22 protein-coding genes and 1 tRNA gene are annotated in these 24,477 nt (G+C 36.0%); 15 read left to right on the forward strand and 8 right to left on the reverse strand.

The genetic code is table 11. The annotated features are described in order from the left end of the window. Window positions 1–144: 144 nt before the first annotated feature. The gene (locus tag G4D61_RS15720; protein WP_025730246.1) at window positions 145–606 is read right to left on the reverse strand and encodes a hypothetical protein; all 462 of its coding nucleotides are present in this window, start codon (window positions 604–606) and stop codon (window positions 145–147) included. A gap of 437 nt (window positions 607–1,043) precedes the next feature. Between G4D61_RS15720 and G4D61_RS15725 the strand changes: the two genes are divergently transcribed. The 10 genes from G4D61_RS15725 to floT all read left to right on the forward strand — a co-directional run bounded on the left by G4D61_RS15725 (window position 1,044) and on the right by floT (window position 12,819). Continuing rightward, window positions 1,044–1,116: transfer RNA gene (locus G4D61_RS15725), tRNA-Arg, on the forward strand. 576 nt (window positions 1,117–1,692) lie between these two features. After that, on the forward strand, window positions 1,693–2,058 hold the full coding sequence (locus G4D61_RS15730) for a Na-translocating system protein MpsC family protein (protein WP_025730248.1): 366 nt from the start codon (window positions 1,693–1,695) through the stop codon (window positions 2,056–2,058). 227 nt (window positions 2,059–2,285) lie between these two features. Next, the gene (locus G4D61_RS15735) at window positions 2,286–3,818 is read left to right on the forward strand and encodes an NADH dehydrogenase subunit 5 (protein ID WP_163174333.1); all 1,533 of its coding nucleotides are present in this window, start codon (window positions 2,286–2,288) and stop codon (window positions 3,816–3,818) included. Between the two features lie 17 nt (window positions 3,819–3,835). Next, window positions 3,836–6,439 carry a DUF2309 domain-containing protein gene (locus G4D61_RS15740; RefSeq protein ID WP_235929387.1) on the forward strand — a complete coding sequence of 868 codons (2,604 nt, stop codon included), beginning with the start codon at window positions 3,836–3,838 and terminating at the stop codon, window positions 6,437–6,439. Between the two features lie 733 nt (window positions 6,440–7,172). Beyond that, window positions 7,173–7,826: a class I SAM-dependent DNA methyltransferase gene (locus G4D61_RS15745; protein WP_025730254.1), complete on the forward strand. Its 654-nt coding sequence runs from the start codon at window positions 7,173–7,175 to the stop codon at window positions 7,824–7,826. Further along, window positions 7,819–8,289: an S-ribosylhomocysteine lyase gene (locus G4D61_RS15750; protein ID WP_025730256.1), complete on the forward strand. Its 471-nt coding sequence runs from the start codon at window positions 7,819–7,821 to the stop codon at window positions 8,287–8,289. Before G4D61_RS15745 ends, G4D61_RS15750 begins: the two co-directional genes overlap by 8 nt. 17 nt (window positions 8,290–8,306) lie before the next feature. After that, complete coding sequence (locus G4D61_RS15755) at window positions 8,307–9,230, forward strand: PLP-dependent cysteine synthase family protein (RefSeq protein WP_035354295.1); 924 nt, start codon at window positions 8,307–8,309, stop codon at window positions 9,228–9,230. A gap of 21 nt (window positions 9,231–9,251) precedes the next feature. Continuing rightward, complete coding sequence (locus tag G4D61_RS15760; RefSeq protein WP_163174337.1) at window positions 9,252–10,382, forward strand: bifunctional cystathionine gamma-lyase/homocysteine desulfhydrase; 1,131 nt, start codon at window positions 9,252–9,254, stop codon at window positions 10,380–10,382. Window positions 10,383–10,786: 404 nt separating this feature from the next. Beyond that, window positions 10,787–11,326, forward strand: a complete 540-nt coding sequence (locus G4D61_RS15765; RefSeq protein ID WP_035354300.1) for an NfeD family membrane protein — start codon at window positions 10,787–10,789, stop codon at window positions 11,324–11,326. A gap of 11 nt (window positions 11,327–11,337) precedes the next feature. After that, entirely contained in the window at window positions 11,338–12,819 is a 1,482-nt protein-coding gene (floT, locus tag G4D61_RS15770; RefSeq protein ID WP_035348910.1) for a flotillin lipid rafts scaffold protein FloT, read from the forward strand. Between the two features lie 137 nt (window positions 12,820–12,956). Here floT and mreBH read toward each other — a convergent pair whose 3' ends face one another. From mreBH to G4D61_RS15795, 5 genes are all read right to left on the reverse strand, one after another. Further along, window positions 12,957–13,967 carry a rod-share determining protein MreBH gene (gene mreBH, locus G4D61_RS15775; protein WP_025730268.1) on the reverse strand — a complete coding sequence of 337 codons (1,011 nt, stop codon included), beginning with the start codon at window positions 13,965–13,967 and terminating at the stop codon, window positions 12,957–12,959. A gap of 325 nt (window positions 13,968–14,292) precedes the next feature. Then, a complete protein-coding gene (locus G4D61_RS15780; RefSeq protein WP_051476299.1) occupies window positions 14,293–14,778 on the reverse strand; it encodes an acyl-CoA thioesterase in 486 nt (161 codons plus the stop codon). Between the two features lie 236 nt (window positions 14,779–15,014). Next, entirely contained in the window at window positions 15,015–15,788 is a 774-nt protein-coding gene (locus tag G4D61_RS15785; protein ID WP_025730272.1) for a TraR/DksA C4-type zinc finger protein, read from the reverse strand. 171 nt (window positions 15,789–15,959) lie between these two features. Next, a complete protein-coding gene (locus tag G4D61_RS15790; protein WP_025730274.1) occupies window positions 15,960–17,240 on the reverse strand; it encodes an MDR family MFS transporter in 1,281 nt (426 codons plus the stop codon). Between the two features lie 271 nt (window positions 17,241–17,511). Beyond that, entirely contained in the window at window positions 17,512–18,744 is a 1,233-nt protein-coding gene (locus G4D61_RS15795; protein ID WP_025730276.1) for an aminopeptidase, read from the reverse strand. A gap of 592 nt (window positions 18,745–19,336) precedes the next feature. Here G4D61_RS15795 and G4D61_RS15800 point away from each other — a divergent pair. Continuing rightward, the gene (locus G4D61_RS15800) at window positions 19,337–19,690 is read left to right on the forward strand and encodes a DUF488 domain-containing protein (RefSeq protein ID WP_035354306.1); all 354 of its coding nucleotides are present in this window, start codon (window positions 19,337–19,339) and stop codon (window positions 19,688–19,690) included. Window positions 19,691–19,714: 24 nt separating this feature from the next. On the opposite strand, the gene G4D61_RS15805 is transcribed toward G4D61_RS15800, so the two are convergent. Next, window positions 19,715–20,179 carry an RrF2 family transcriptional regulator gene (locus G4D61_RS15805; RefSeq protein ID WP_025729659.1) on the reverse strand — a complete coding sequence of 155 codons (465 nt, stop codon included), beginning with the start codon at window positions 20,177–20,179 and terminating at the stop codon, window positions 19,715–19,717. Between the two features lie 202 nt (window positions 20,180–20,381). Between G4D61_RS15805 and hmpA the strand changes: the two genes are divergently transcribed. Then, window positions 20,382–21,599, forward strand: coding sequence for an NO-inducible flavohemoprotein (hmpA, locus tag G4D61_RS15810; protein ID WP_025729661.1), 1,218 nt, complete (start codon window positions 20,382–20,384; stop codon window positions 21,597–21,599). A gap of 43 nt (window positions 21,600–21,642) precedes the next feature. Here hmpA and G4D61_RS15815 read toward each other — a convergent pair whose 3' ends face one another. After that, window positions 21,643–22,038, reverse strand: a complete 396-nt coding sequence (locus tag G4D61_RS15815) for an RDD family protein (protein WP_371316528.1) — start codon at window positions 22,036–22,038, stop codon at window positions 21,643–21,645. Window positions 22,039–22,177: 139 nt separating this feature from the next. On the opposite strand from G4D61_RS15815, the gene G4D61_RS15820 reads away from it, so the two are divergent. The 3 genes from G4D61_RS15820 to motB all read left to right on the forward strand — a co-directional run bounded on the left by G4D61_RS15820 (window position 22,178) and on the right by motB (window position 24,255). After that, window positions 22,178–22,552: a DnaJ family domain-containing protein gene (locus G4D61_RS15820; protein ID WP_035354312.1), complete on the forward strand. Its 375-nt coding sequence runs from the start codon at window positions 22,178–22,180 to the stop codon at window positions 22,550–22,552. A 127-nt stretch (window positions 22,553–22,679) separates the two neighbouring features. Next, entirely contained in the window at window positions 22,680–23,471 is a 792-nt protein-coding gene (motA, locus tag G4D61_RS15825; protein ID WP_025729666.1) for a flagellar motor stator protein MotA, read from the forward strand. Further along, entirely contained in the window at window positions 23,464–24,255 is a 792-nt protein-coding gene (gene motB, locus G4D61_RS15830) for a flagellar motor protein MotB (protein WP_035354315.1), read from the forward strand. The genes motA and motB overlap by 8 nt, the downstream gene beginning before the upstream one ends. Window positions 24,256–24,477: the final 222 nt, after the last annotated feature.

A 24,477-nucleotide genomic window follows, 5' to 3' on the forward strand; every position in this document is an offset into this window, starting at 1 on the left:
TGAATTAATATCATTATTATAAGCTAAAAAGACAGTTAAAGGTTTAATTTATTCAACCTTTAACCGTCTAATAATTTAATGGACTTTTTCAGTGCCCTCATAAAATCAATGGGGGGTGCACTTTAAGAATTACTCATTGAGTGTTCATTTTTCTTGGTTCTTTGTAATAGGGGTAAGAAACATTTGATACTTATATAAAAGGAGGGAATAAGTCATTGTCACGAGAATGTGAGACATTCGATTGAACTTTTTGTACTTGATAAATTTTATTTTTTCTAAAACAGAAACAATTGGATAAGCATAAATGATATTATTCAGGAAATTAGCTAAAACGTATAACCAAAATTTTCCGAAAGTCAAATGGAAAATCCATAAACATCCTAAAGGGAAAATCCCTATCACAATGGTTAAAATATTCCATAATCTTTTCTTTGCTCCGCCTTTTACTTCCCAAAATTCATAATGCACACCGATAAATGATACAGTTACGGTTATAAGGGAGGCTAGAATCGTAACAGGTATGTATTTCCTAATTGATTGTTTAGGGATAAAGCGGACTGTGACCCAAGACATCAAAAGAACAAAACGCACTACCAATGTTAGCATGACTTGATTGACCTCTTTTCTCTTTTTTTCTAGGTTTTGCAATCATGCTGAAGATATGTAAAAAAGCTATAAATGGTTTGAAAGAGAGGCTCTAATTTGTAGGTAGGAAGAAATCATAGGTGAAAATCAACAGAGCTTAACAGAGATATTTATAAAAAATTTTTTCTCATTTTAATCAAATTATAATGAATCTTTCACTGGTTTTTAGGATTACATCTTTATGATGATAAATGTAGCAAGGACAAGCAGCAACATCCTAAAACTTAAGACAAATCTCCCCATTTGTCTAACCCCCTTTTTTGTTTACCGGCCTTTTGGCCGGATTTTTTTTGTAATTTATGTATATTCATCTAAAACTAAATTTAAAAATGAATTACCTTTTCATTTTTTCTTTATTCATATATAATAATAAGTGACTTTTTCTCATTTATCATGATGGCTCCGTAGCTCAGCGGATAGAGCGTCGGTTTCCTAAACCGTGCGTCGGAGGTTCGAGTCCTCTCGGGGCCGTTTCAAAAAACAGAAGGATCTCATTAAACCGGGCTTATGTCAAGCACGCAATAAAAAAGTGATTAAACAATTAGAAGATGATTCCTAAAGCGAATAGGTTTCATCTTTTTTTAACCCCATCAATAATGGTTACAGTAACAATGTAATGATTTATTTTCTTTTTCAAATGACTAAAAAAGATTCTTGCGAGGCATTATCCCAACAGTTTCTTTGGTTAGAGTGGTTTTCTTGTTTTTGGCTAAGTTACGAATTGTCCAGGTGGCGATGTCTAACGTAATGTGATCTGAAATATGGTCATTTTTGGAAAAAATAAACAATAGTGAGGGTAATGATTAGATTTTTACATATTGACACATTTTATATTCTGTGTATTAATTAAAGTATATATTTTTAAATCGATAGATGTTATTTTTTACTTCTTATTAATGAACGTTTTAGCATATTGTTAATACATATGTATTGACTAATATGAAAAAACGGTTCGTATGATTAAGAAGACAAGAATAAGGTAAGTCGGTATATTTCTCCATTGGTTTTTATAGTGGGGAGTATACCTTTTTTCTTTAGGAGGCTATGATAAATATGTCAAAAGGATATATTGAATCAGAGATAAGTAAGGCAATAACTCGTTGGGAAAAGGATTTCCTTGGTCGTGGTTCAATATCAGTTAAGACAGATATTTTAAGAGACATGATTATTGTAGTGCTACAAGGTATTCTAACCCCTGCTGAATATTCTGTTTGTGAAACAAAAGAAGGAATGTTATCTGTTAAGAGATTTCGGGCTGAACTTGTTGAGTCAGGAATTGATAGTCTGAAAGAAATTATTCTAAACATAGCCGGCGAAGAAGTAAAAAGTTTTCATAGTGATATAAGTACCATTACAGGGGAACGGATTATGGTATTTACATTATTTAATGATTTAGGAAAAAAACTTACATAAAGGGAGATCTTCAAAAAACTTAAAGTTAGTTGAAGGTAAACCGACGATTTTTAGAATGACAGCTAAAGCTGTTTTTCTGAAAGTTGTCGGTTTTTTTTACTAGTATATAAAATATTCAAGTAGAAAAATGAAGAAACTTTAATTGTAAAATTGATCTCTCTCTTTTATATTTATGGCTATTTTATGCTGATCTGATCCATTCAAATATTTCACTGAGGTGATTTTTCATGTTAATTCAAGCAAATTATTTGCTTTTGACAAGTATATTTTTTTTAACACTTGCTGTCGCTATATTTAGCGCATTGTTATTATTACACCCTCGAATACCATTGTATATAGTTCGTATTCATATAGGGATCATTGCCGTTCCTCCATTAATCGCACTCATTATTCTTGTTACTGAAACGACACATAGAATTTTAGGCCCTTGGCGTCTCGATCCGCTTGCTTGGCTAATGGCTCTGTTTGTCCTTACGATAGGATTGATTATACAGCGCTACTCTGTTCGGTACTTACTTGGCGATCAATTTTATCGTAAATATTTTGCATTTTTAACAATTACTACTGGTGCTGCATCCCTTACTTGGCTATGCAATGACCTTCGTTTATTAGTATTGTGCTGGGGAATTACACTACTAGGATTGACAAAGCTAATTGGTCTGAATAAAAAGTGGCAAGTAGCAAGAAACACTGCTGCTTTTTCTGGTCGACTGTTTGCGTTTAGTTGGCTTATTTTATTGGTATCGATAATTTGGTTGGCGCAAGTTACTGGTCACTGGCAGCTATCACTTGCGTTATCTGAAAACAGCTTGAAACAGTTTGCTGGATGGGAGCGAACAGGGATCAATTTGTTGCTGGTATTGGCAATAGTGATACCAGCTGCACAATGGCCTTTTCAAAGATGGTTGCTAGAATCTGCTGTTGTTCCTACCCCTGTTTCCGCGGTCATGCATGCGGGGATAGTAAATGTAGGAGGAATTATGCTGACTCGTTTTGCACCTCTTTTTGATGGTAGTTTAGCGCAAATTTTTTTGCTTTGTCTAGCTAGTATCTCAGTTTTATTAGGGACGGGAATGATATTAGTACAGGTTGATTATAAACGTCAGTTAGCTGCCTCTACGATTGCTCAGATGGGCTTTATGCTTATTCAATGTGCGTTAGGCTCTTATGTAGCTGCCATAATGCATCTTATATTGCACGGCTTATTTAAGGCGACGCTTTTTTTACAGTCTGGCTCTGCAGTTCGTCATTATGAGAAACAATCTAAGATATCGCAACGATCTTTTTTTCTATGGAAAATCACAGGGGTAGTTTTAGGAGTCTTTATAGTGGAGGCCTCTTGGTTGACAGGTTCTAGAGAAGGGTATCAACTGATTAGTTCTATTATCTTAGGCTGGTCACTTTCGTTTGCTTGGACACGGATGATTGCTTATAGTCAAGGCGTTATTGAACGTGTGGTGGGATTTATTATGCTAGGAGTAGTGGCAGTCGTATTCATCACCATTCATCACGTTTTATCTGGAGTGTTATATACGACAGTTTATCAAGGTGTGAAACTGCCTTTACCAATAGCTGTTTCAGTTTTATTCATACTATTATTAGGCAGTGTTATAGGTATGTGGTTAGCGCGCAATCGTTCTTCTACTTCTTTCGCTTTACTCTATTTGTGGCTTGTTCGGCTAGGTGACCCTCTTCCTAATTCGAGTGAAAGTCATCCAAGGTATCTTATGCACTACCTATCCCGAGGAGGTAATCAATAATGAATGCAACGTCAACAATGTTTAAAACGATAGAGGAAAATTCATCTTCTAATTACAGTGATATTGATATAGACGTACTAACAAAATCAGCCAGTCGAGTCATTGCACCACTTTGGCCTATTGATATATTTGCGACACGCAATCCTTGGATGGGACTTGAAGGGCAACCATTTGAACAGGTGGCACGCTGGCTTAAAGCTATACGTGACGTGGAAATATATCCCAGCATTTCCTTGATCCGTGCTGCGCAGAAGCGAAATGAGATTAACTTGGACTTTCTTGAAATGGCACTCCAACGTTGGCTCGATTTACAATGTTTAGATTTGCCACGCGATGTAGCAGAACAATTCTGTCGGTCCGCGCTCGAAATGGATGAACTTCCCCCCATGCTATTAAGAGAACCTAAACTACAGAGAATAGCACAGAAACTAGGAGGCTTGAAATTTCAAAATGCTGAGGAATCTTTATTAAAACCATTAAGTATGTATGTAGAACAACAAGGAGGAGAGAGATTAGCCCACACTCTTGATTTTCATATGATTAAGTGGTGTAAGCTATTTTTAGATGAGTATCAAGCAGGTTGGTCGATGCCAAATCGTGAGAAGGGGTTTTATAGCGCGTGGCGCAAACTAATTGAACATGATCCTGCACTCAATCGTAAACAACGTAAGCAGCTTGAAGGTTGGCCACAGGATGCAACAGCTGCACTAAAAAAAGCATTGGTGGAATTTGAAATTCCTCAATCAAAGATACAGGACTATTTTGAAGCGCATCTACTTGCATTGCCAGGGTGGGCTGGAATGATGCTCTGGCGCTCACAGCAATGTGACGAAGAAAGTTCACTTTTAACAGAATATTTAGCAGTCCGAATCTCAATGGAATGGGTCTTACTCACCCCTTATTTGCCCGTTCCTAAGAAGGAAACTGACCATGAAGAGTCTTTGATTCCACTCATTGCAGCTTGGTTTTATTGGGGCGACATGACAATGGATGATTGGTCGCAACTATCTTCCGCTCAACAAATAGAGTATTTAACCCTCTCCTACCACTTCGATGAGATGGTTCGAAGGAAGCTTTGGTTGGAAGCTTGGGAACAAACGTACGCAGATGATTTACGTAAGAAAATTATACCAGTGAAGACTGAAGACAAAAAGGAAGAGAAAACTTTAGCACAGTTTGTACTCTGTATTGATGTACGTTCGGAGCCTTTTCGCCGTGCACTAGAAAGATCTGGTCCTTTTAAAACGTATGGAATGGCCGGTTTCTTTGGTGTACCCATTGAAACATGTGAACTTGGCAGTAAACGTCCCCATCCCTCTTTACCAGTCATATATAAACCGGTGCTTAGAATAAATGAGTATTCATCTGCGCTTGAATCTAAAGAGTATCAACAACGAAGAAATGTAATTCATTCTATAGGTCACACATTTAAATCGATGAAGCAAAACGTTTTTGCTAGCTTATTCTTACCAGAATTAACTGGACCTTGGTTAAGCCTGCAAATGCTGACTCGAAGTTTTGTTCCACGTGGTATAGGTCGAATGTTAACTCAAGTTAAAGAAGCATGGTTACGCAAGCCTCAGACAAATCTGTCGCTTGATCATGAGAGAAACCCAAACATTGAATTACCGGTTGGCTTTTCTGATGAGGAGAAAGTACAATACGCCCGACAAGCACTTAAAATGATGGGAATTACAAATGATTTTGCTCCATTAGTAGTTATTTGTGGACATAGCAGCCACAGCACTAATAATCCATATGCTGCTGCACTAGAATGTGGTGCTTGTGGAGGGGCTTCAGGCGGATTTAATGCTAGGGTTCTAGCCAGTCTGCTTAACCTTCCAAAAGTAAGGGAGACCCTTAAAAATGAGAGGATTACAATTCCAGACGAGACCGTTTTCGTTGCCGCTGAGCATATAACCACACTTGATGAATTACGTTGGTTGTATGTTCCTGAACTTTCAGAGGCGGCTCAAAAAGCCTTTTATCATATTCAGAACGTGTTGCCGCAAGTTAACCATGATGTAACTGCAGAGAGAGTAAAACAATTACCGACTTTGAGATCAAATTATAAAAAAACGAAAAATGAAGTGCAACGATTTGCGGAAGATTGGAGTGAAGTTCGTCCTGAGTGGGGATTAGCACGTAATGCATCATTTATTATTGGTCAGCGTGATCTAACAAAAGGATGCAATTTGGAGGGAAGAGCCTTTTTGCATAATTACGACTGGCAAAAGGATGAAGATGGCGATATACTTGCTAACATTATTGCCGGTCCGGGCACTGTTAGCCAATGGATTAATCTACAGTATTACGCTTCTACAGTTGCACCTCATTTTTATGGCAGTGGGAATAAAGCTATTCAAACAGTTACATCAGGTCTTGGAGTCATGCAAGGGAACGTTAGTGACTTATTATCTGGCCTACCTTGGCAATCGGTGATGAAATCAGACAATGAAGCATATCATGCTCCTTTACGTTTACTGATAGTCATCCAAGCACCACAGAAATATGTGAAGCGATTGTTAGATCGCGATCCTATATTTTGCCAAAAAGTAAAAAATGGTTGGGTTAATCTAGCTGTTGTAGATCCAAAAGAGGGGTGGCAAAACTGGTCGTAACTATCTAAATTGCGAAGAGTTCAATGTTTAATAGTATAGTTTATAAACTAAATCAGAATCGACTTTCTATATTTATAAACAAATTGAACATGATATCAAGCTGTTAATGGAGTGAACGTGATAAGAGTAGCGAAGCAAATATGAGTTTTATCGATATGGGGTAGGATAATAGGAAACAATTCTATAACTAGGAGATATCAACAAGTGACAGCATCATCTTCCGTCGCTTGTTGATATTTTTACTGTTTTCAAATACATAGAAGCTGAGGTTTTATAATAGAGCTATTGGTGGAAGGCAATATTCTGTTTAATTTTCTTCAACCGGCTTTCTCTTTACTAAATCAGACGAAACTTTTTCTTAATGATCGAACGAATATCAGACTTTTTCATTATCAATTGATAAATGGTTACTTCTGATACACACAAAAGTTGCTTAAATCTTTTACTAAACTACCCTCATGATACAAACCAACAACCCTCTTTTAGTACTGCTTAATAATTTATTGCCTGTACTTTCCTTTTGACAGATCTTACTAGTGATAATATTATAGTTACTTAACTAAATGTGTCCATGCAACTATACTTGCTCCAAAGAATACTTTAAAATACGATTTAAATTAATAAACGGCTAATACTAAAAAAGTTTAATTATTAAGTATCAATGATTGCGATATTATATGAGAAGTGATACATTTAATTCATAGTTATTTTATAGGATATGGAGGAATTAAGAATGGGCAGAGAGTTTAATGAGCTGTTCGAAGAATGGTCCCACTCTTATGATCAAACAGTATCAGGTGATGATGCTGAATATAAAGAGGTATTTTCAAATTATGAAGAGATTTTAACAGCAGTTGCTGACAGAGCAAAAGGAACTGTTGTAGAATTTGGCGTTGGTACAGGTAATTTAACGACAAAACTAGTCGATCATCATTTACACGTTATAGGAATTGAACCTTCTGTAAATATGAGAAAAATTGCTCAAAGTAAGCTCCCAAATGTTAAAATAATAGATGGGGATTTTCTTGAGTTTCATGTTATAGAGGACATTGACACATTTGTAAGTACTTATGCTTTCCATCATTTAACAGATGAAGAAAAGGGAATAGCAATTGCAAAATATAGTGAACGATTAAATCCAAACGGTCGTATTGTATTTGCCGACACTGTCTTCATGTCAGATGAAGCAAAGCAAGATATGATCACAGAGTCTGAAAGTAGAGGCTTTAACCGACTAGCTGAGGATTTACAGCGGGAATATTATACGACGATACCAGTACTAAAAAATCTTCTAGAGAAAAATGGATTTACTGTTTCATTTACACAATTAAATCGTTTTGTATGGTTAATTGAAGCACAGTTGAAGGGAGAAAAGAATCATGACTGAACAAAAGAAAATGAATGTAGAAAGTTTTAATTTAGATCATACTAAAGTGAAAGCACCTTATGTCCGTCTTGCAGGTGTTAAAGAAGGAATTCATGGTGACGTTATTCGTAAATACGATATTCGTTTTTGCCAGCCGAATAAAGAACATATGGATATGCCTGGACTTCATTCTTTAGAGCATATGATGGCTGAATTTAGCCGCAACTATTCAGATAAAATTGTCGATATTAGCCCAATGGGATGCCAAACAGGTTTTTATTTCTCTATTATTAATCATGATGATTATGATGAAGTATTAGATATTATCGAAAAAACGCTTAATGATGTTTTAAAGGCTACAGATGTACCAGCATGCAATGAAGTTCAATGTGGATGGGCAGCAAGTCATTCGCTTGAAGGCGCGCAAGCTATTGCGAAAAAAATGCTAGAAAAACGTGCTGAGTGGAAACAAATTTTTGCCTGAAAATGGGGATTGAAAACATGAAATTTGCAAAAAATGTCCATGAACTTATTGGAAATACGCCTCTAGTGGAAATTACATCGTATGAATTGCCAAAGGATGTGCGTCTATTTGCAAAACTGGAATATTTAAATCCAGGAGGAAGCGTGAAAGACCGGCTTGGACAATATATGCTGAAGCGTGCTTTTGAGGAAGGCAAGCTCCATAAAGGTTGGACTGTTATTGAACCGACAGCGGGAAACACTGGAATTGGCTTAGCACTTGCAGCCATTCAATTTGGTGTTAGAGCAGTGTTTGTTGTACCGGAAAAATTCAGTGTTGAAAAGCAAACATTAATGAGGGCTTTAGGGGCAACAGTGATTAATACACCTACTTCTTTAGGGATGGAAGGTGCTATTGCAAAAGCAAAAGAACTGCTTGAGTCAACACCAAACTCATATTATCCAGGGCAGTTTCAAAATAATACGAATCCAGATACGTACTATGAAAGTCTGGGACCAGAAATTTATGAAGCTTTAGATGGCCATATTGATGTATTTGTTGCTGGTGCTGGTTCAGGCGGTACATTTATGGGTACATCTCGCTATTTAAAAGAAAAAAATCCGCAATTAAAAACAGTGATTGTCGAGCCAGAAGGATCCATTTTAAATGGCGGTGAAGCAGGAAGCCATCGGACAGAAGGAATTGGAATGGAATTTCTGCCCCCATTTATTGATAAGAAATATTTTGATGCGATCCATACGATCTCTGACGATGATGCGTTTTTCCGTTTGGCAGAAGTAGCCCGAAAAGAAGGATTATTAGTTGGGAGTTCATCTGGAGCTGCCCTCGAAGCAAGCCTGCGGGAAGCAAAGCATGCAAAACCGGGGACAAATATTGTAACTATTTTCCCAGATAGCAGTGAACGCTATTTAAGTGGTGGAATTTATTCTTTTGCGGAGTAAGAATATTAAAGGAGAATCATCATGCGTAAAAAAACTAAATTTATTCATGGCGGAATTAGCCGTGATCCATATACAGGTGCTGTTTCGACACCAATTTATCAAGTAAGCACATATAAGCAAGATGGTGTTGGTAATTTCAAATATGAATATTCAAGAACAGGAAATCCAACTCGTGAAGCGTTAGAAAAATTAATTGCCGATATAGAAGAAGGTACACATGGTTTCGCATTCAGTTCTGGCATGGCGGCAATTACTGCTGCGATTCAACTGTTCTCTGCAGGTGACCATGTTATTGCAACTGATGATGTTTATGGCGGTACATTCCGTGTAATGACAAAAGTATTAAACCGTTTTAATATTGAAGTGTCTTTTGTTGATACAAGCAATGTAAATGCTGTAAAAGAAGCTATTAAGCCGAACACAAAAGCAATTTATGTAGAAACTCCAACGAATCCGCTATTAAAAATTACTGATTTAAGAGCAATTAGCAACGTTGCCAAAGAAAATGGGCTAAAATTAATTGTTGATAATACATTTAGTACCCCATATTGGCAAAACCCACTTACTCTTGGAGCTGATATTGTTCTTCATAGTGCGACTAAATATCTTGGCGGTCATAGTGATGTTGTAGCAGGACTTATCGCTGTAAAAGATGAAACATTAGCGGAAGATATTCATTTTATTCAAAATTCAACAGGCGGAATTCTTGGACCTCAAGATAGTTGGATTTTAATGCGTGGTATTAAAACATTGGGCGTTCGCATGGAGGAAATTGAGGAAAATACAAAAAATATTGTAGCGTTTCTTCAAAAGCATCCACAAGTTGAAAAAATTTATTACCCAGGACTTGAAACACACCCTGGACACGAACTTCATCGTTCGCAGTCTGAAGGCTTTGGTGGAATGGTTTCATTTACCGTTGCAACTCAAGAAAAAGCATTAGATGTTTTGAAGAAAACAAAATATTTTACATTAGCGGAAAGTCTAGGCGCAGTTGAAAGTCTAATTTCTATTCCATCGTTAATGACACATGCTTCCATTCCACGTGAGCGTAGACTTGAACTTGGAATTGAAGACGGATTAATCCGTATTTCTGTCGGAATTGAAGATATTGAAGACTTGCTTGAAGATTTAGGTGCTGCATTAAAATAAGTAATCGTAAAACCTCCTTGCCATTTTAGGCAAGGAGGTTTTGTCGTTTATGGCCTTATCTAAAATCGCCTCGAAAATTCATTGACATACATGTATATGCAAGTTGGGGTATCCAAAGTATAAAACAATTTTTCTTTATTTATAATGTAATAGATCTTACACCATATACTTATAAAAGGAATTCGCAATATCCCTTTTTAGTTATGTGTAAGGTCTTTTTTATTGTCCGTCTTTTAACATGTTTTGACAAAATTTTTATATAAATACTGAAAAACTTGAAACCTTTTTAATTTTCTATCGTAATTACGGTAACAGCACAGTAATGAAGGAAGATAAAGCATAAAAGGTGGACTCGAAATCATTGAACTTTTTGCATAATTCCTTATTGGAAAGGAATGGTTTCTATGTATGTGTTTGGAACTCCTATTGAGACGATTTATTTATATGTATTGATTATCGCCGGGGTTTTAACGATTCTTTATATTCTTTTTAGCGATTTGTTAGGCGGGATAGCAGATATGCTTAACATTTTACATCCGGCTTTATTCTTGGCATTTATTACTTTCTTTTCCGTGTGTGGCTATATACTGGAAGTTGCCACAAGCTTGTCCAGTATGTTCATCATTATAATTTCAATTGTTATTGCTATTATTTTGGATGCTTTTTTACATTTTTTTGTGCTCGTTCCGTTATCTTCCGCTGAAGAGTCACTCGCATATACAGAGGATTCTTTAAAAGGTAGAGTCGGAAAAACGATTCTTTCCATTCCAAAAGATGGATTTGGAGAGGTTGTGATTGAAAGCTTTACCGGTACAATCTCCAAGCCGGCTGCAAGTATGCAAGATGTTCCGATAGAGGAGGGGAAGCAAGTATTAGTCATTGAAGTTCAAAATGGTGTTCTATATGTCGTACCTTATGAGAATTATCATCTGAATCAACAATAGGGGGAGATGGAATGATGGGAATTTGGATTGTTATCGCTATTTGTGTATTTATAGTTATTGCATTAATTGCTGTTTTTATTACAAAATACCGTACTGCTGGACCAGATGAAGCGTTAATAGTTACAGGCAGTTTTCTAGGAGGGAGAAATGTCCATATTGATGAAGCTGGGAATAAAATAAAAATTATACGTGGCGGCGGTACATTTGTCTTGCCTGTTTTTCAACAAGCACAGCCTTTAAGCTTATTATCTAGCAAATTAGAAGTGACAACACCAGAGGTTTATACAGAACAAGGAGTACCTGTTATGGCAGATGGTACCGCAATTATTAAAATTGGCGGTTCTATTGGTGAAATTGCTACAGCAGCAGAACAATTTTTAGGGAAGTCTAAGGAAGACCGTGAAAATGAGGCTAAAGAAGTACTTGAAGGGCATTTACGTTCTATACTAGGTTCTATGACGGTTGAAGAGATTTATAAAAACCGCGATAAATTTTCTCAAGAGGTACAGCGCGTAGCTTCACAAGATTTAGCAAAAATGGGTCTTATCATCGTATCTTTTACAATTAAAGAAGTACGTGATAAAAATGGATATCTTGATGCTCTCGGAAAACCGCGAATTGCTCAAGTGAAAAGGGATGCAGATATTGCGACTGCCGAGGCTGAAAAAGAAACGAGAATTCGCCGAGCAGAGGCTGCAAAAGAAGCAAAAAGAGCAGAATTGGAAAGAGCTACTGAAATTGCTGAGGCCGAAAAGTTAAACCAATTAAAGATTGCTGAATATCGCCGTGAACAGGATATTGCAAAAGCTAAGGCAGACCAAGCATATGATCTTGAAACAGCTCGTTCTAAACAAGAAGTAACTGAGCAAGAAATGCAAATAAAAATTATTGAACGGCAAAAACAAATTGAGCTGGAAGAAAAAGAAATATTACGCCGTGAACGTCAATATGACTCTGAAGTTAAGAAAAAAGCAGATGCAGATCGCTACGCTGTAGAACAAGCAGCAAGCGCAGAAAAAATGAAACAAATGGCAGAAGCTGATGCTAATCAATATCGCATTGAAGCAATGGCGAAAGCGGAGGCAGAGCGTGTTCGAATTGACGGTTTAGCTAAGGCGGATGCTGAACGTGCTCAAGGGGAAACAGAAGCAGAAGTGATTCGTCTAAAAGGTTTGGCTGAAGCAGAGACAAAAAGGAAAGTTGCAGAAGCATATGAACTATTTGGGCAAGCGGCTATTTTAGATATGATTTTAAAAATGCTTCCTGAATATGCGAAGCAAATTGCTACGCCACTTTCTAATATTGATAAAATAACAGTCGTTGATACAGGAGGCGGCAGTCAAGGCGGCGCCAATAAGGTAACAAGCTATGCAACCGATTTAATGGCTTCTTTACAAGAGTCATTAAAAGCTTCATCCGGAATTGATGTCCGTGAACTATTAGAAAACTTATCAGGGAAACAATCGAGTACCGATTTAATAGATCATGAGTAAAAACACGAAGGAACTGTGTCAATTGTATGTGACACAGTTCCTTCGTGTTTGTTATAATGAATGCTTAAATAATGTGTAATGACAGTGGTGAATAAAGTCTTAATAAAATGAATGATTAACACCCGGCAAATGATAATTTATTTTGCTGCTACTGCTTTCATTTTATTAATAAATTGAAGTGAGCGCCCAGCACCAGTCACTACTGCCTGCAATGGATTTGCGGCAATGTGAACAGGAACAATAATTTCATTGCTTAGCCATTCCTGCATTCCATGTAAAAGCGAGCCTCCACCTGTTAAGACGACACCACGGTCAACAATATCGCCGCTAAGTTCTGCTGGAGTATCTTCCAATGTTGCACGAACGGTTTCAAGGATTTGTAATAGTGAATCTTGTAATGATGTTTGAATTTCTTTTGAGTTTAACGTGATTGTTTTAGGAAGCCCTGTTACTAAATCTCGTCCTCGAACTTCGATTGTTTTTTCATCATGTTCAATCGGACAATATCCAATTTCAATTTTGATTCTTTCTGCCGTTCTTTCTCCAATCAGCAAATTATATGTTTTACGGACGTGCTGGATAATGTCATCATCCATTTTGTCACCGCCGATACGAATCGTATTGCAAGTAACAACACCGCCCAGTGAAATAATAGCAACCTCAGTTGTACCGCCGCCGATGTCAACAACAACATTCGCTACAGGTTCATCTACAGGTAAATCTGCCCCAATTGCTGCAGCTACAGGTTCTTCTATTAAATGTACTGATTTTGCTCCACTGTTTCTAACGACATCTTCAATTGCACGGCGTTCTACAGAAGTTGCTCCTGAAGGTGTACAAACAATGACATTTGGCTTACGGATAGATAGCCCACTTTGTTTATTAATTTTTTTCATGATTTGTTTTAGCATTTCAGTTGTCATATTAAAGTCAGCAATTACCCCATCTTTTAATGGACGAATGACTGTGATTTTTTCAGGTGTTTTCCCAATCATTTCTTTTGCTTCATGCCCAAATGCTAATACTTGTTGTGTTTGATTATCAATTGCTACGACTGAAGGCTCATCTAATATGACACCTTCTTTTCTTGAATAAACGAGAATATTTGCCGTTCCTAAATCAATTCCAATTTCACTGCCTGCAAACATTACTTTCACCTTACCTTTTAATAGTATCTCAATTATATTTTTTCTGAAAAGATCATATGGATGATCGAACAATAATCAAAAATTATAGTCTCTCATACTAGTATAGTCGTTTTTTGTCTGTTTTGGGCGATACATATTATTCCAACACCGATGTTACAAGTTTGTAATAGTGAATAATGGGCATAATCATTGTGAGAAAGGCGTTTTTAAAAAAGGTCATTACATCATACTTTAAAAACTTAATCAATTTGTAAATTTTTTCACATAGAGTAATGAAGTGAAAAATTCCTTTTTTTGAAAAAAAAGGAATTTTATTTTAACCACATTATGATTTCGATAAAAAACGTGCCATGTCTTGACTTTGCTTTTTGCGTATTTTTCGATGTTCTGCCCTAACTGTTGCCGTTTCATTTAACCAATGTTCTTCCTCGGTTTGCGGTACTACTTCTGGTACGACTGTTGGTCTGCCATTTTCGTCTAATGCAACAAAAGTTAGAAAAGAAATAGCTGCGATCGACTTTTCAGCGGTATTTAAATTTTCTGCATAGACCTTTACAAACACTTCCATTGAAGAAGTCCCAGTCCAAGTTACCATTGCTTCTAATGTTACAACATCACCAACACGAATAGGTTTGATAAAATCAACAGAATCGGTTGAAGCTGTTACAACACTGCATCTTGCCATTTTTGTTGCTGCAATGGAGGCAATATCATCAATATACCCCATTAATTTTCCACCGAATAATGTGCCGTGGTGGTTTGTATCTGGTGGAAATACAAAGCTTGTTTTTATCGTTAAAGTATCACTCATGTACCTTTTTAATCTTTCTCCCAATATAATCACTCCATCTGTTCATATCCTTTTTATCATACAGTAAAAATTATATCAAAATAGTCTTTATGATACTAATGAAAGGTGAGAGTTTGTGAAAAAAATTTACGAGAATTCCTCTTTGTAAAGGCAATTTATAGAAAAATTCACAAAATATGCTACAAAAAAAGATAGGTTGTAAAAAAATCAGGCATAATCACCTGATTTTTTAAATCTTAACGATCTTTGCTGTCCTCGTCTTCAACGTAAGGATCTTTTTCGTTACGAGGCAAATCTCCGAACGTTGTCATCATATCGACTTCATCTAATGTATTCATATATTGACGGTATTTTTCAGAAGGGTAAATGGTTTGTTCCTTGCCAGACATATCTGTTCCAACAAAGTTCTCATAATCTTCCACATAACCATCATTTTCTTCTGATTCAATATATAAATCACTATAATCAGTAGGGGCATGTTGAAAATCGGAAGGAGATTCGGAAGTACCCCATTTTGCCACAGCTTGCCATGAATCTTCTGAATCAAACACAACAGACTCATCTTTAGAATCATCGAAGTTTAATCTTTTCAATGATTGTGTAAGAATGTCCTCTTCTATAGGCCGTTTTCTAGGAATGGTTTGATCTAAGCTATGCTCTTTACAAAAGAGGGTAGAGGGAATTGCTTCCAGCCTTTCTAATGGAATCTCTTTTCCACATGTTTGACATTTTCCATATGTTCCATTGTCAATCGCCTGAAGAGCTTTTTTAATATTTTCAATTTCATACTCTGTATGCTCATTCAGCGCGAAATCTTTTTCCCTTTCATATAGCTCTGTCCCCGTATCTGCGGGGTGATTGTCATAGCTAGAAAGTTCCCCAACGGAGTCATATGGGTGGGATCTCTCTAACTGATAATGGTCATCGTTTTGATTCAATTGCTGATGATATTCCTTTAATTCATCTTGTAAGATTGAACGAAAATGTGATAATTGTTGAGCTGTTAACATATAACCACTTCTTTCTGAAAAAGGGTATATTCAATTTTACCCAAGATTTGAAAATGAAAACTTGCATTTCAAATTCATATATCTTTCAATATTATGAAACAAATGGTTGAAAATCATTACTGTAAAAAAGTGCAAATAAAAAAGAATAATGACACAAGATGGGAAATAAGTTCAATTATTCCCATTTGTGATTATTCTTTTATGTTTTTGATCATAAAGTTTAAACATAATGATATAAATAATAGCGCTAATGATTGCTAGACATGAAAGAATGGCAAACGTTCCACTAAACCCTATCCAACCGACAAGTGGAATTGAAATTGGAGCAAGCATTTTCCCGATTGTATTACGCAAACTTGCCGCTGCAAAGTATTGAGCACGCATATGATCAGGTGCCAATATTGATACAAAACTTTGCTGAATGCCTGTTACGATTAACTCCGCAAATGAGAACAATAACATCGAAGCAATAAATCCCCAGCTTGAATTCCATATGCCAAATAAAAATATCGATATGGCATATAGTAATGAAGAAAGTATAAAAATATTTTTATGCGGGAATTGTGATATCCATTTTGTAATAGTGATCGTTAATACAGCAACAACAAGACCATTTTCAGATAAAATAAACCCGAAAAATTGTGCACTTGAAAAATGCAGATGAATCATGCCTGCATTTAATAAAGCACCTTCCTGAAAAACTTTATTCGTATAAACAGGTAAAACAAAATCCAGCTGCATAAAAGTTTGGGCAACTAAAACCCCAGCAAATATGAAAAGTAAAAATACTTTATCATATAGAATGACTTGATAATGTTTAACTTGATTTAAAAGCGTATTATACCACGTATTTAAGCTTTGAATCGTATGTGTAGTTTTAGGGGTTGTTTCCCTTGTAAATCTTGTTAATAAAGCAGCCAGTATGATACAGGATAATCCACAAAATGTTAGTAGTTCAAATCTGTAGTATGTGAAAAAAATTCCGCCTAATATAGGGCTGACGACGACAGTAATATTAAGTGAGGCGTAAAAAACAGAAAAAACATGGCTGCGATGCTTTTCATCGACAACATCTGCAACCATCGCCTGACTTGCAGGAGAATAGATTGAACTAAAAATGCTTATAGTAGTGAAACAAATAAAGCTTAATATTGAAGAATGAAACCATGGCGAATTTGCAAAGGCAAAAATGATGAAGGAAATCCCTTGGGATAATGCAGATATGGTCATCATCCGTTTCCGTCCATAACGATCTGCGTAGAAACCGCCAAGTAAATTTGCAACGACAGAAAAAACTTGTGAAGCAATTAGTAATATTCCGGCGATCCCATTTCCAAAAGCTTTTGTAAAATAAATGGTTAGAAATGGGAAAGACATCCAAAATGTAAAGTTCATAAGTGATTCCCCAAAAAGTCTAACTTTCAAATTTTGATCCCAATCGCGTATCCTCATGGCATGATATCCCCATTTCAAAAATCTTCCAATGCTACAATGATACACAGAAAAAAATCAGAAAACAATTAAGAATGAAATAAACATATAATATAAAATTTTGAAAAAATAATGGTATTTGTGATGATGAATAATTGATTTCCGCGGCGATCCTAGAGAAGTACTTAATCAATAAAGGATAAAATCTTGAATTAAAAAAGGATTCAGAATGGAATGATTCTGAATCCTTTATGCAGACAAGTTTATAGTGATTCACGTGGCATTTTCTTCCTTAAAATGCCCAATTCCCGTTTCGAAATAATGGCTCAGTTGTCCCGTCTTCTAAAATTCCATCAATATTCATATGTTCAGATCCGATCATAAAGTCAACATGTGTAATGCTAGAATTTAAACCAGCCTGAGCGAGTTCGTCTTGTGACATTTGTTTGCCGCCATCAATACAAAAGGCATAAGCACTTCCGATGGCAAGGTGGTTTGAAGCATTTTCATCAAATAGAGTATTAAAAAATAAAATATTTGATTCGGAGATAGGAGATTGATGTGGGACAAGTGCAACCTCTCCTAGATAATGTGAACCTTCATCTGTTTCAACTAATTCTTTTAAAATGTCTTCTCCTTGTTTCGCTTCAACATTAATAATGCGGCCATTTTCGAAAGTTACTTTAAATTCATCGATAATATTGCCGCCATAGCTTAGTGGTTTTGTGCTGGAGACATATCCGTAAACACCATCTTTTTTCGGTGCTGTAAATACTTCTTCAGTCGGCATATTGGCCATAAACTCAACATTTTGTTCATTCATACTTCCAGCCCCAACCCACAGATGTTTTTCCGGCAGCTCAATTGTGAGATCTGTACCAGGAGCAGTATAATGTAGTTTCTTAAAATGTTTTTTATTTAAATAGTTCACTTTTTCATGAAGTTTTTGATCATGTTGTTTCCATGCCTTTATAGGATCTTCTTCGTTAATACGGACAGCTTTGAAAATTGCTTCCCAAAGTTTATTAACACTTGTTTCTGGAGAAAGGTTTGGAAATACTTTTTGCGCCCAATCTTTTGATGGTGCAGCGACGACTGTCCAGCTAACTTTATCAGACTGGATATATTGTCTAAATTTATTGAGGGCAGTACCTGCAGCTTTCTGGAATGCGGCAATCCGTTTCCCATCCACACCTTTAAGAAGATCAGGGCTTGAGGAGACGATGGATACGAAGGCGGCCCCTTGTTCTGCTAGTTCAATACGCTCTTGTGCTCTCCATTTTGGAAACTCTTGAAAAACTTCCTCTGGAGCAAGATCGTATTTTAAACGGGAAACGACATCATCAGACCAATTGATGATAACGTCCTTTGCGCCAATTTCATATGCTTTTTTCGTAATGAAACGTACTAAGTCAGCATTATCGATTGTAGTATTAATGACTAAAATTTGATTTTTTTGGATATTAACGCCAACTTTTACGATTAAATCAGCATATTTCCCAAGTTTCTCTTGAAATGCAGCCATATATGTATTCCCCTTTTTCAGAATCTTTCTTTTTATTTTAGCAATCGGTCGAGAAAATGCAAGAAAAGTGCAAATTTACTTTCTGAAGATGTTGATTGGAACGAAAGGACGGGAAAGGGGGGATTGCTGAAAACACCGAAGGGCTAGTGCTCGCCCGCGGAAAGTGAGCATCCTGAAGCGGAAAATGTCACCAAAGTATAAAAGCACAAAAACCTGTAAGTGAGTTTCATTTAATTAAGATAAGCGAGCAACCTAATTATTGACTAATCGATTAGAGCGGAAGGATGCGAGACTCCTGCGGGAAAAGCGAGATAGATGAGACCCCGCAGGCGGAAACGCCGAGGAGGCTCAGCATCCGCCCGCGGAAAGTGAGCATCCTGAAGCGGAAAATGTTCACCAAAGTATAAAAGCACAAAAAACCTGTAAGTAAGTTTCATTTAATTAAGAAATAGTGAAAACCTATTATTGATTAATCATTGAAGCGGAAGAAAGCGAGACTCCTAAAGCGAAATTACTACTTATTCATTACCAGCAAAATTAGTAATAATGATATGCTTAGAATGAAATAGGACAAGATGGCGGTGATAAAAAGATGTTTGAAATAAAGCGAGTTTATGAAGAAAGAAGCGAGGACGACGGTTACAGAGTATTAGTAGATCGATTGTGGCCAAGAGGACTAACAAAAGAACGAGCGAATATTCATTATTGGCTGAAAACAATTGCACCGAGTCATCAACTAAGAAAATGGTTTGCTCATGACATCGAAAAGTATGAGGAATTTAAACGTCGCTATATAGAAGAATTAGAACAGCTAGATGATCGTTCTGAATTAAATCTGTTATGGCAACTTAATACCGACAAAAAAGTAACGTTACTTTTTTGTGCAAAAGATCAGTATCATAACAATGCAATCATATTAAAAGCATTTCTAGAAAAAAAGGTATGACCGAAGAAATATGGCCATACCTTTTTAAGTATCCTTTGTATCTTTTACAGCTTCCTTTATTTGGAACAGCTGAGCATACTGCAGCGGATTTCTGACGATATCTGCCAATGAATATTGATCAAGTACATTAAGATATGCAGCTAAAGCTTGGTTTAATACATGCTTTAGTCCACAAACAGGAGAAATAATACACACTGGATCGTTTCCATCCATACACTCTACTAATTTAAAATCTTCTTCTGTCAGGCGGACAATTTTCCCAATATTAATTTCACTTGGGTCTTTTGCTAAGCAAATCCCGCCATTACGTCCACGTACCGTTTTTACGGCTCCAATTTTACTCAGCTGATACGTTACCTTCATTAAATGATTTTTAGATATTCCATAAACATCAGCGATTTCTTTAATACTCGCTAATTGATCATTTTGTTTTGTCGCTAGATAGATTAACACGCGCAATGCATAGTCCGTGTAATTAGTCAGTCGCATTAAAAATCACCTACCAATAGATTTATTATACATTTTAATTAAAAAACTTGCTGAATTTGTGACAACTTTTTTAAAGATGTATTTAAAATATTGCTTTTATGTGACAGATGAGATAATTTAAAGAAGTATTTTAAATATTACTTTTAGTAACACAGTGAAATTAAAAAGATTACCATCATTATTACTTTGAGGAGTGAATAGAATGTTATCACAAAAAACAATTGATATTGTTAAATCAACAGTCCCAGTTTTAGAGGAACACGGTACAAAAATTACTTCATATTTTTATAAAACAATGTTTGCAGCACATCCTGAGTTATTGAATATTTTTAATCATGTAAACCAAGCGCAAGGAAGACAACAAACAGCATTGGCTAATACAGTCATTGCAGCAGCAAAATATATTGACCGTTTAGAAGCTATTTTACCTGTAGTTGACCAAATTGCACATAAACACCGTGGATTAGGAATTAAAGCAGATCAATATCCAATCGTTGGTAAGTACTTACTATTAGCTATTAAGCATGTTTTAGGAGATGCAGCGACAGATGAAATTATCGATGCTTGGGCAGAAGCATACGGTGCAATTGCCGATGTATTCATTGCCATTGAAAAAGAAATGTACAAAGAAGCTGCAAGTCAACCAGGTGGATGGGATGACTTTAAAGCGTTCACTATCATCAAAAAAGTACATGAAAGCAATGTCATTACATCTTTCTACTTAAAGCCAGTAGATGGAAAACCAGTCCCAACTTATCAACCAGGACAATATATTACAATCAGAGTGAAAATACCAGGTGAAGAGTATATTTTAAATCGTCAATATAGTTTATCAAATGCCCCAGGAAATGAATATTTCCGTATTTCTGTTAAACGCGAAGCAGACAATGAACCAAACGGAAAAGTTTCTGTTTATCTTCATGATCATGTTCAAGAAGGGGATCAAATTGAAGTTAGTGCACCAGCTGGTGTATTTACATTAAATATGGAAGAAGATGCACCAATTGCTCTTATTAGCGGTGGAGTTGGTTTAACACCAATGATGACTATGCTTGAATCTTTAGTTAATGTAGATTCAAAACGTGATGTTACATTCATTCACTCAGCTAGAAACGAAGAATACCATGCTTTTAAAGAGGAACAAATGAAATTATGCAGCCAATTAGAAAATGGCCATTATTATTTCGGCTATGAAAAGCCATTAGATCCAAATGGTGATTATGCTTATACAGGCTATTTAAATAAGGAATTTCTTGAAAAAGTAATTGATTCAAATACTATTTGCTATGTTTGTGGCCCTGTTCCTTTCTTAAAAGGAGTCGTGACATCTCTTGCTGCGTTAGGTATCCCTGAAGAAAATATCCGTTATGAATTCTTCGGTCCATCAATGCAATTAATGCCTGAAGCAGTAAACAATTAAAGAAACAGTAAAGAAGGTCAAATGCTTTAGCATTTGACCTTCTTTAATCATAGATAACGTGTGTTCCTGCAATAAAATCATGAATTGCACGTTTATCTTTCCTTAATCCAACCATAAAGGCACTTACAATAGCACCAAGTCCAAAAGTAATCGTATAGACGAAACAACCTACTATGTATCTCATGATTACGGTTTTAAAAGTTATTTTACTACCATCGACTTTTACAATCCGGATCCGGCAAACTCTTTTCCCAACTGTAAAGCCATTCCAGGCAACAGGGACAATTAAATCATAAAGTAATTCCAACGTCGTTTGAATGATTTCTTTAGTGCGACTACTTTTCACCCAGAAAAATATCGCTGAGACGATCGTAATGAGAATTGAATCTATAATTGTTGCGCATAAACGAATCCAAAATCCTGCTGGTCTTACTTCCATCATATCCACCCTTTCATAGGCTTTATCATACTATAATTGTATACAATAATAAATTCATTAATTGTGACAGGAAAAGTATTCTTGTTTAAAGGTTAGAGAACTTATCATACAATATAAATAAAATGAAGGAGGTGCTTATATGGATTTTACTCGTCTTGTTGAAGAGAAAATCCGTGAAGCGACAAGAAACGGTGCGTTTGATCATTTATCTGGGTACGGAAAGCCACTGCCTAAAGATGATTTGGCAGGTGTACCTGCGGATTTGAAAATGGGTTATCGAATCTTAAAAAATGCAGGCTTTTCTCCGGAAGAAGCCAATATAAAAAAAGAACTTATGACTATTGAAGATTTAATTAAGCAATCTGAAAATGAACTTGAAAAGGAAGGGTTGCAAAAACAGTTAAATGAAAAGATACTGGCATACAATCAATTACTCTCTAAAAATAGAATTCGCTCCAATTCATCTATTTTTAAAAATTACCAGGAAAAGATCGAGAAAAAGCTGTTAGAATAGGGGAACTCTGCAAAACTTTCACTAAAAAATGATAGAATCCGACAAATCTTTTCAAATTTCACTATAAATAAACCTACTTTATCCGATATAATCATAGAAGAGATCATGAATGTTAAAGGTGAAAAAAATGGATAAAACTTCGATAATAGGTATTATATTGGGGATTGTGGCTATAGGGGTCGGCATGGTATTAAAAGGTGTTAGTCCTACTGTTCTTATTAATCCCGCAGCATTATTAATCATTATTGCAGGAACAATTGCCACTGTTGTAATTGCATTTCCTTCGAGTGAGATAAAAAAAATTCCGCAACTGTTAAAAATTATTTTTACAGAGCAACAATCATTAAGTACAGAAGATATCATTTTAATGTTTTCTGAATGGGCGCAAATTGCTCGTAAAGATGGACTACTAGCATTAGAAGCAAAAGTGAATGAAGTAGACGATCCGTTTTTAAAAAATGGATTAAGTTTAGCGGTCGATGGTCAAAGTGCTGACTACATTCGCGATGTGCTAAATGAAGAAATTAATGCAATGGAAGAAAGACATGAAGTGGGAGCTACTATTTTTGCTCAAGCGGGTACGTATGCTCCATCATTAGGGGTATTAGGGGCTGTTTTAGGATTAATTGCTGCCCTCGGAAATATGTCTGATACAGAAGTACTTGGTCACGCCATTTCTGCTGCCTTTGTTGCGACTTTATTAGGTATTTTTACTGGTTATGTTCTTTGGCATCCATTTTCCAATAAATTAAAACGTAAATCAAAAAAAGAAGTAAAATTGAAAGAAATGATGGTTGAAGGAATTTTGTCTATTTTGGCAGGGGAATCTCCGCGAATCATAGAACAAAAATTGGCTTCTTATCTACCTAATAATGAACGTAAAAAATTGTTAGAAGAAAGTAGTGGAGCTGATGAGTAAGCGTCGAACGAAAAAGAGGGAAGAAGAGCATCCAAGTGAATCATGGCTCTTGCCATATGCCGATCTACTAACATTACTCCTTGCATTATTCATCGTATTGTTTGCAATGAGCTCTATCGACGCTCAAAAGTTCCAAAAATTTTCTAAAGTGTTAAATGGTGTATTTGTTGGTGGGACAAGCTTTTTTGATTATACGAAACAAACAGCTGATGATAACAATGGATCATCAGAGGTAAAAAGCGTCGAGACGAAAAAACAGACACAAAATAATTTAACGAACAACAACCAAGCTAGTTCAAATACGAACAATGATCAGCAATTAAAAGACACGCAAGAAAAAATTGACCAATATATTCAAGCGAAAAAATTAAAAGGAAAATTTCAGACGTCTTTAACAGATGAAGGATTATTAATTACAATCCGCGATAATGTATTGTTTGATTCAGGTGAGGCGTCTGTTCGCAAAGGAGACATAAAGACGGCAAAGCAGCTATCACATCTCCTTGAAATGGATACTCCTAGAAGTATTATTGTTAGTGGATATACCGATAATGTACCGATTCATAACTCTAAATATAAATCAAATTGGGAATTAAGCGTTATGCGGGCAACGAACTTTTTGAAAATCCTCTTAGAAAACTCTAATCTTAATGCAAAATATTTTAGTGTAAGAGGATATGGAGAATTTAAACCAATTGCCTCAAATGCTACTGCAGCTGGAAGAGAAAAGAATAGACGTGTAGAAGTATTGATTTTGCCAAAAACAAATGGGAAATCTCAATAACATTGCGGCATAGCTAGTTTTACAAAATTGATGAAAGTCGTAAAACGCCGAGGAGGCTTAGCTCCCCCTGCGGAAAGCGAACACCCTGAAACGAAAATCAATTACTCATTTATAAATGAAATCATAAATGATAAAAGGCTAAACATCTTAAGCATAAGGGAGGATATTTCCCTATTGTTTACATCGATGTTTGGCCTTTTTTATGTAAGTTTTGACAAAAAT

It is taken from the genome of Heyndrickxia ginsengihumi (genome assembly GCF_011008565.1).
Taxonomy (GTDB): Bacteria; Bacillota; Bacilli; order Bacillales; family Bacillaceae_C; genus Weizmannia; species Weizmannia ginsengihumi.

Excerpts from the sequence above, each read along its gene's own strand:
- G4D61_RS15720 (WP_025730246.1), bottom strand. The coding sequence starts at position 606 with ATGCTAACATTGGTAGTGCGTTTTGTTCTTTTGATGTCTTGGGTCACA.
- G4D61_RS15735 (WP_163174333.1), top strand. The coding sequence starts at position 2,286 with ATGTTAATTCAAGCAAATTATTTGCTTTTGACAAGTATATTTTTTTTA.
- G4D61_RS15740 (WP_235929387.1), top strand. The coding sequence starts at position 3,836 with ATGTTTAAAACGATAGAGGAAAATTCATCTTCTAATTACAGTGATATT.
- G4D61_RS15745 (WP_025730254.1), top strand. The coding sequence starts at position 7,173 with ATGGGCAGAGAGTTTAATGAGCTGTTCGAAGAATGGTCCCACTCTTAT.
- G4D61_RS15750 (WP_025730256.1), top strand. The coding sequence starts at position 7,819 with ATGACTGAACAAAAGAAAATGAATGTAGAAAGTTTTAATTTAGATCAT.
- G4D61_RS15755 (WP_035354295.1), top strand. The coding sequence starts at position 8,307 with ATGAAATTTGCAAAAAATGTCCATGAACTTATTGGAAATACGCCTCTA.
- G4D61_RS15760 (WP_163174337.1), top strand. The coding sequence starts at position 9,252 with ATGCGTAAAAAAACTAAATTTATTCATGGCGGAATTAGCCGTGATCCA.
- G4D61_RS15765 (WP_035354300.1), top strand. The coding sequence starts at position 10,787 with ATGTATGTGTTTGGAACTCCTATTGAGACGATTTATTTATATGTATTG.
- floT (WP_035348910.1), top strand. The coding sequence starts at position 11,338 with ATGATGGGAATTTGGATTGTTATCGCTATTTGTGTATTTATAGTTATT.
- mreBH (WP_025730268.1), bottom strand. The coding sequence starts at position 13,967 with ATGTTTGCAGGCAGTGAAATTGGAATTGATTTAGGAACGGCAAATATT.
- G4D61_RS15780 (WP_051476299.1), bottom strand. The coding sequence starts at position 14,778 with ATGAGTGATACTTTAACGATAAAAACAAGCTTTGTATTTCCACCAGAT.
- G4D61_RS15785 (WP_025730272.1), bottom strand. The coding sequence starts at position 15,788 with ATGTTAACAGCTCAACAATTATCACATTTTCGTTCAATCTTACAAGAT.
- G4D61_RS15790 (WP_025730274.1), bottom strand. The coding sequence starts at position 17,240 with ATGAGGATACGCGATTGGGATCAAAATTTGAAAGTTAGACTTTTTGGG.
- G4D61_RS15795 (WP_025730276.1), bottom strand. The coding sequence starts at position 18,744 with ATGGCTGCATTTCAAGAGAAACTTGGGAAATATGCTGATTTAATCGTA.
- G4D61_RS15800 (WP_035354306.1), top strand. The coding sequence starts at position 19,337 with ATGTTTGAAATAAAGCGAGTTTATGAAGAAAGAAGCGAGGACGACGGT.
- G4D61_RS15805 (WP_025729659.1), bottom strand. The coding sequence starts at position 20,179 with ATGCGACTGACTAATTACACGGACTATGCATTGCGCGTGTTAATCTAT.
- hmpA (WP_025729661.1), top strand. The coding sequence starts at position 20,382 with ATGTTATCACAAAAAACAATTGATATTGTTAAATCAACAGTCCCAGTT.
- G4D61_RS15815 (WP_371316528.1), bottom strand. The coding sequence starts at position 22,038 with ATGGAAGTAAGACCAGCAGGATTTTGGATTCGTTTATGCGCAACAATT.
- G4D61_RS15820 (WP_035354312.1), top strand. The coding sequence starts at position 22,178 with ATGGATTTTACTCGTCTTGTTGAAGAGAAAATCCGTGAAGCGACAAGA.
- motA (WP_025729666.1), top strand. The coding sequence starts at position 22,680 with ATGGATAAAACTTCGATAATAGGTATTATATTGGGGATTGTGGCTATA.
- motB (WP_035354315.1), top strand. The coding sequence starts at position 23,464 with ATGAGTAAGCGTCGAACGAAAAAGAGGGAAGAAGAGCATCCAAGTGAA.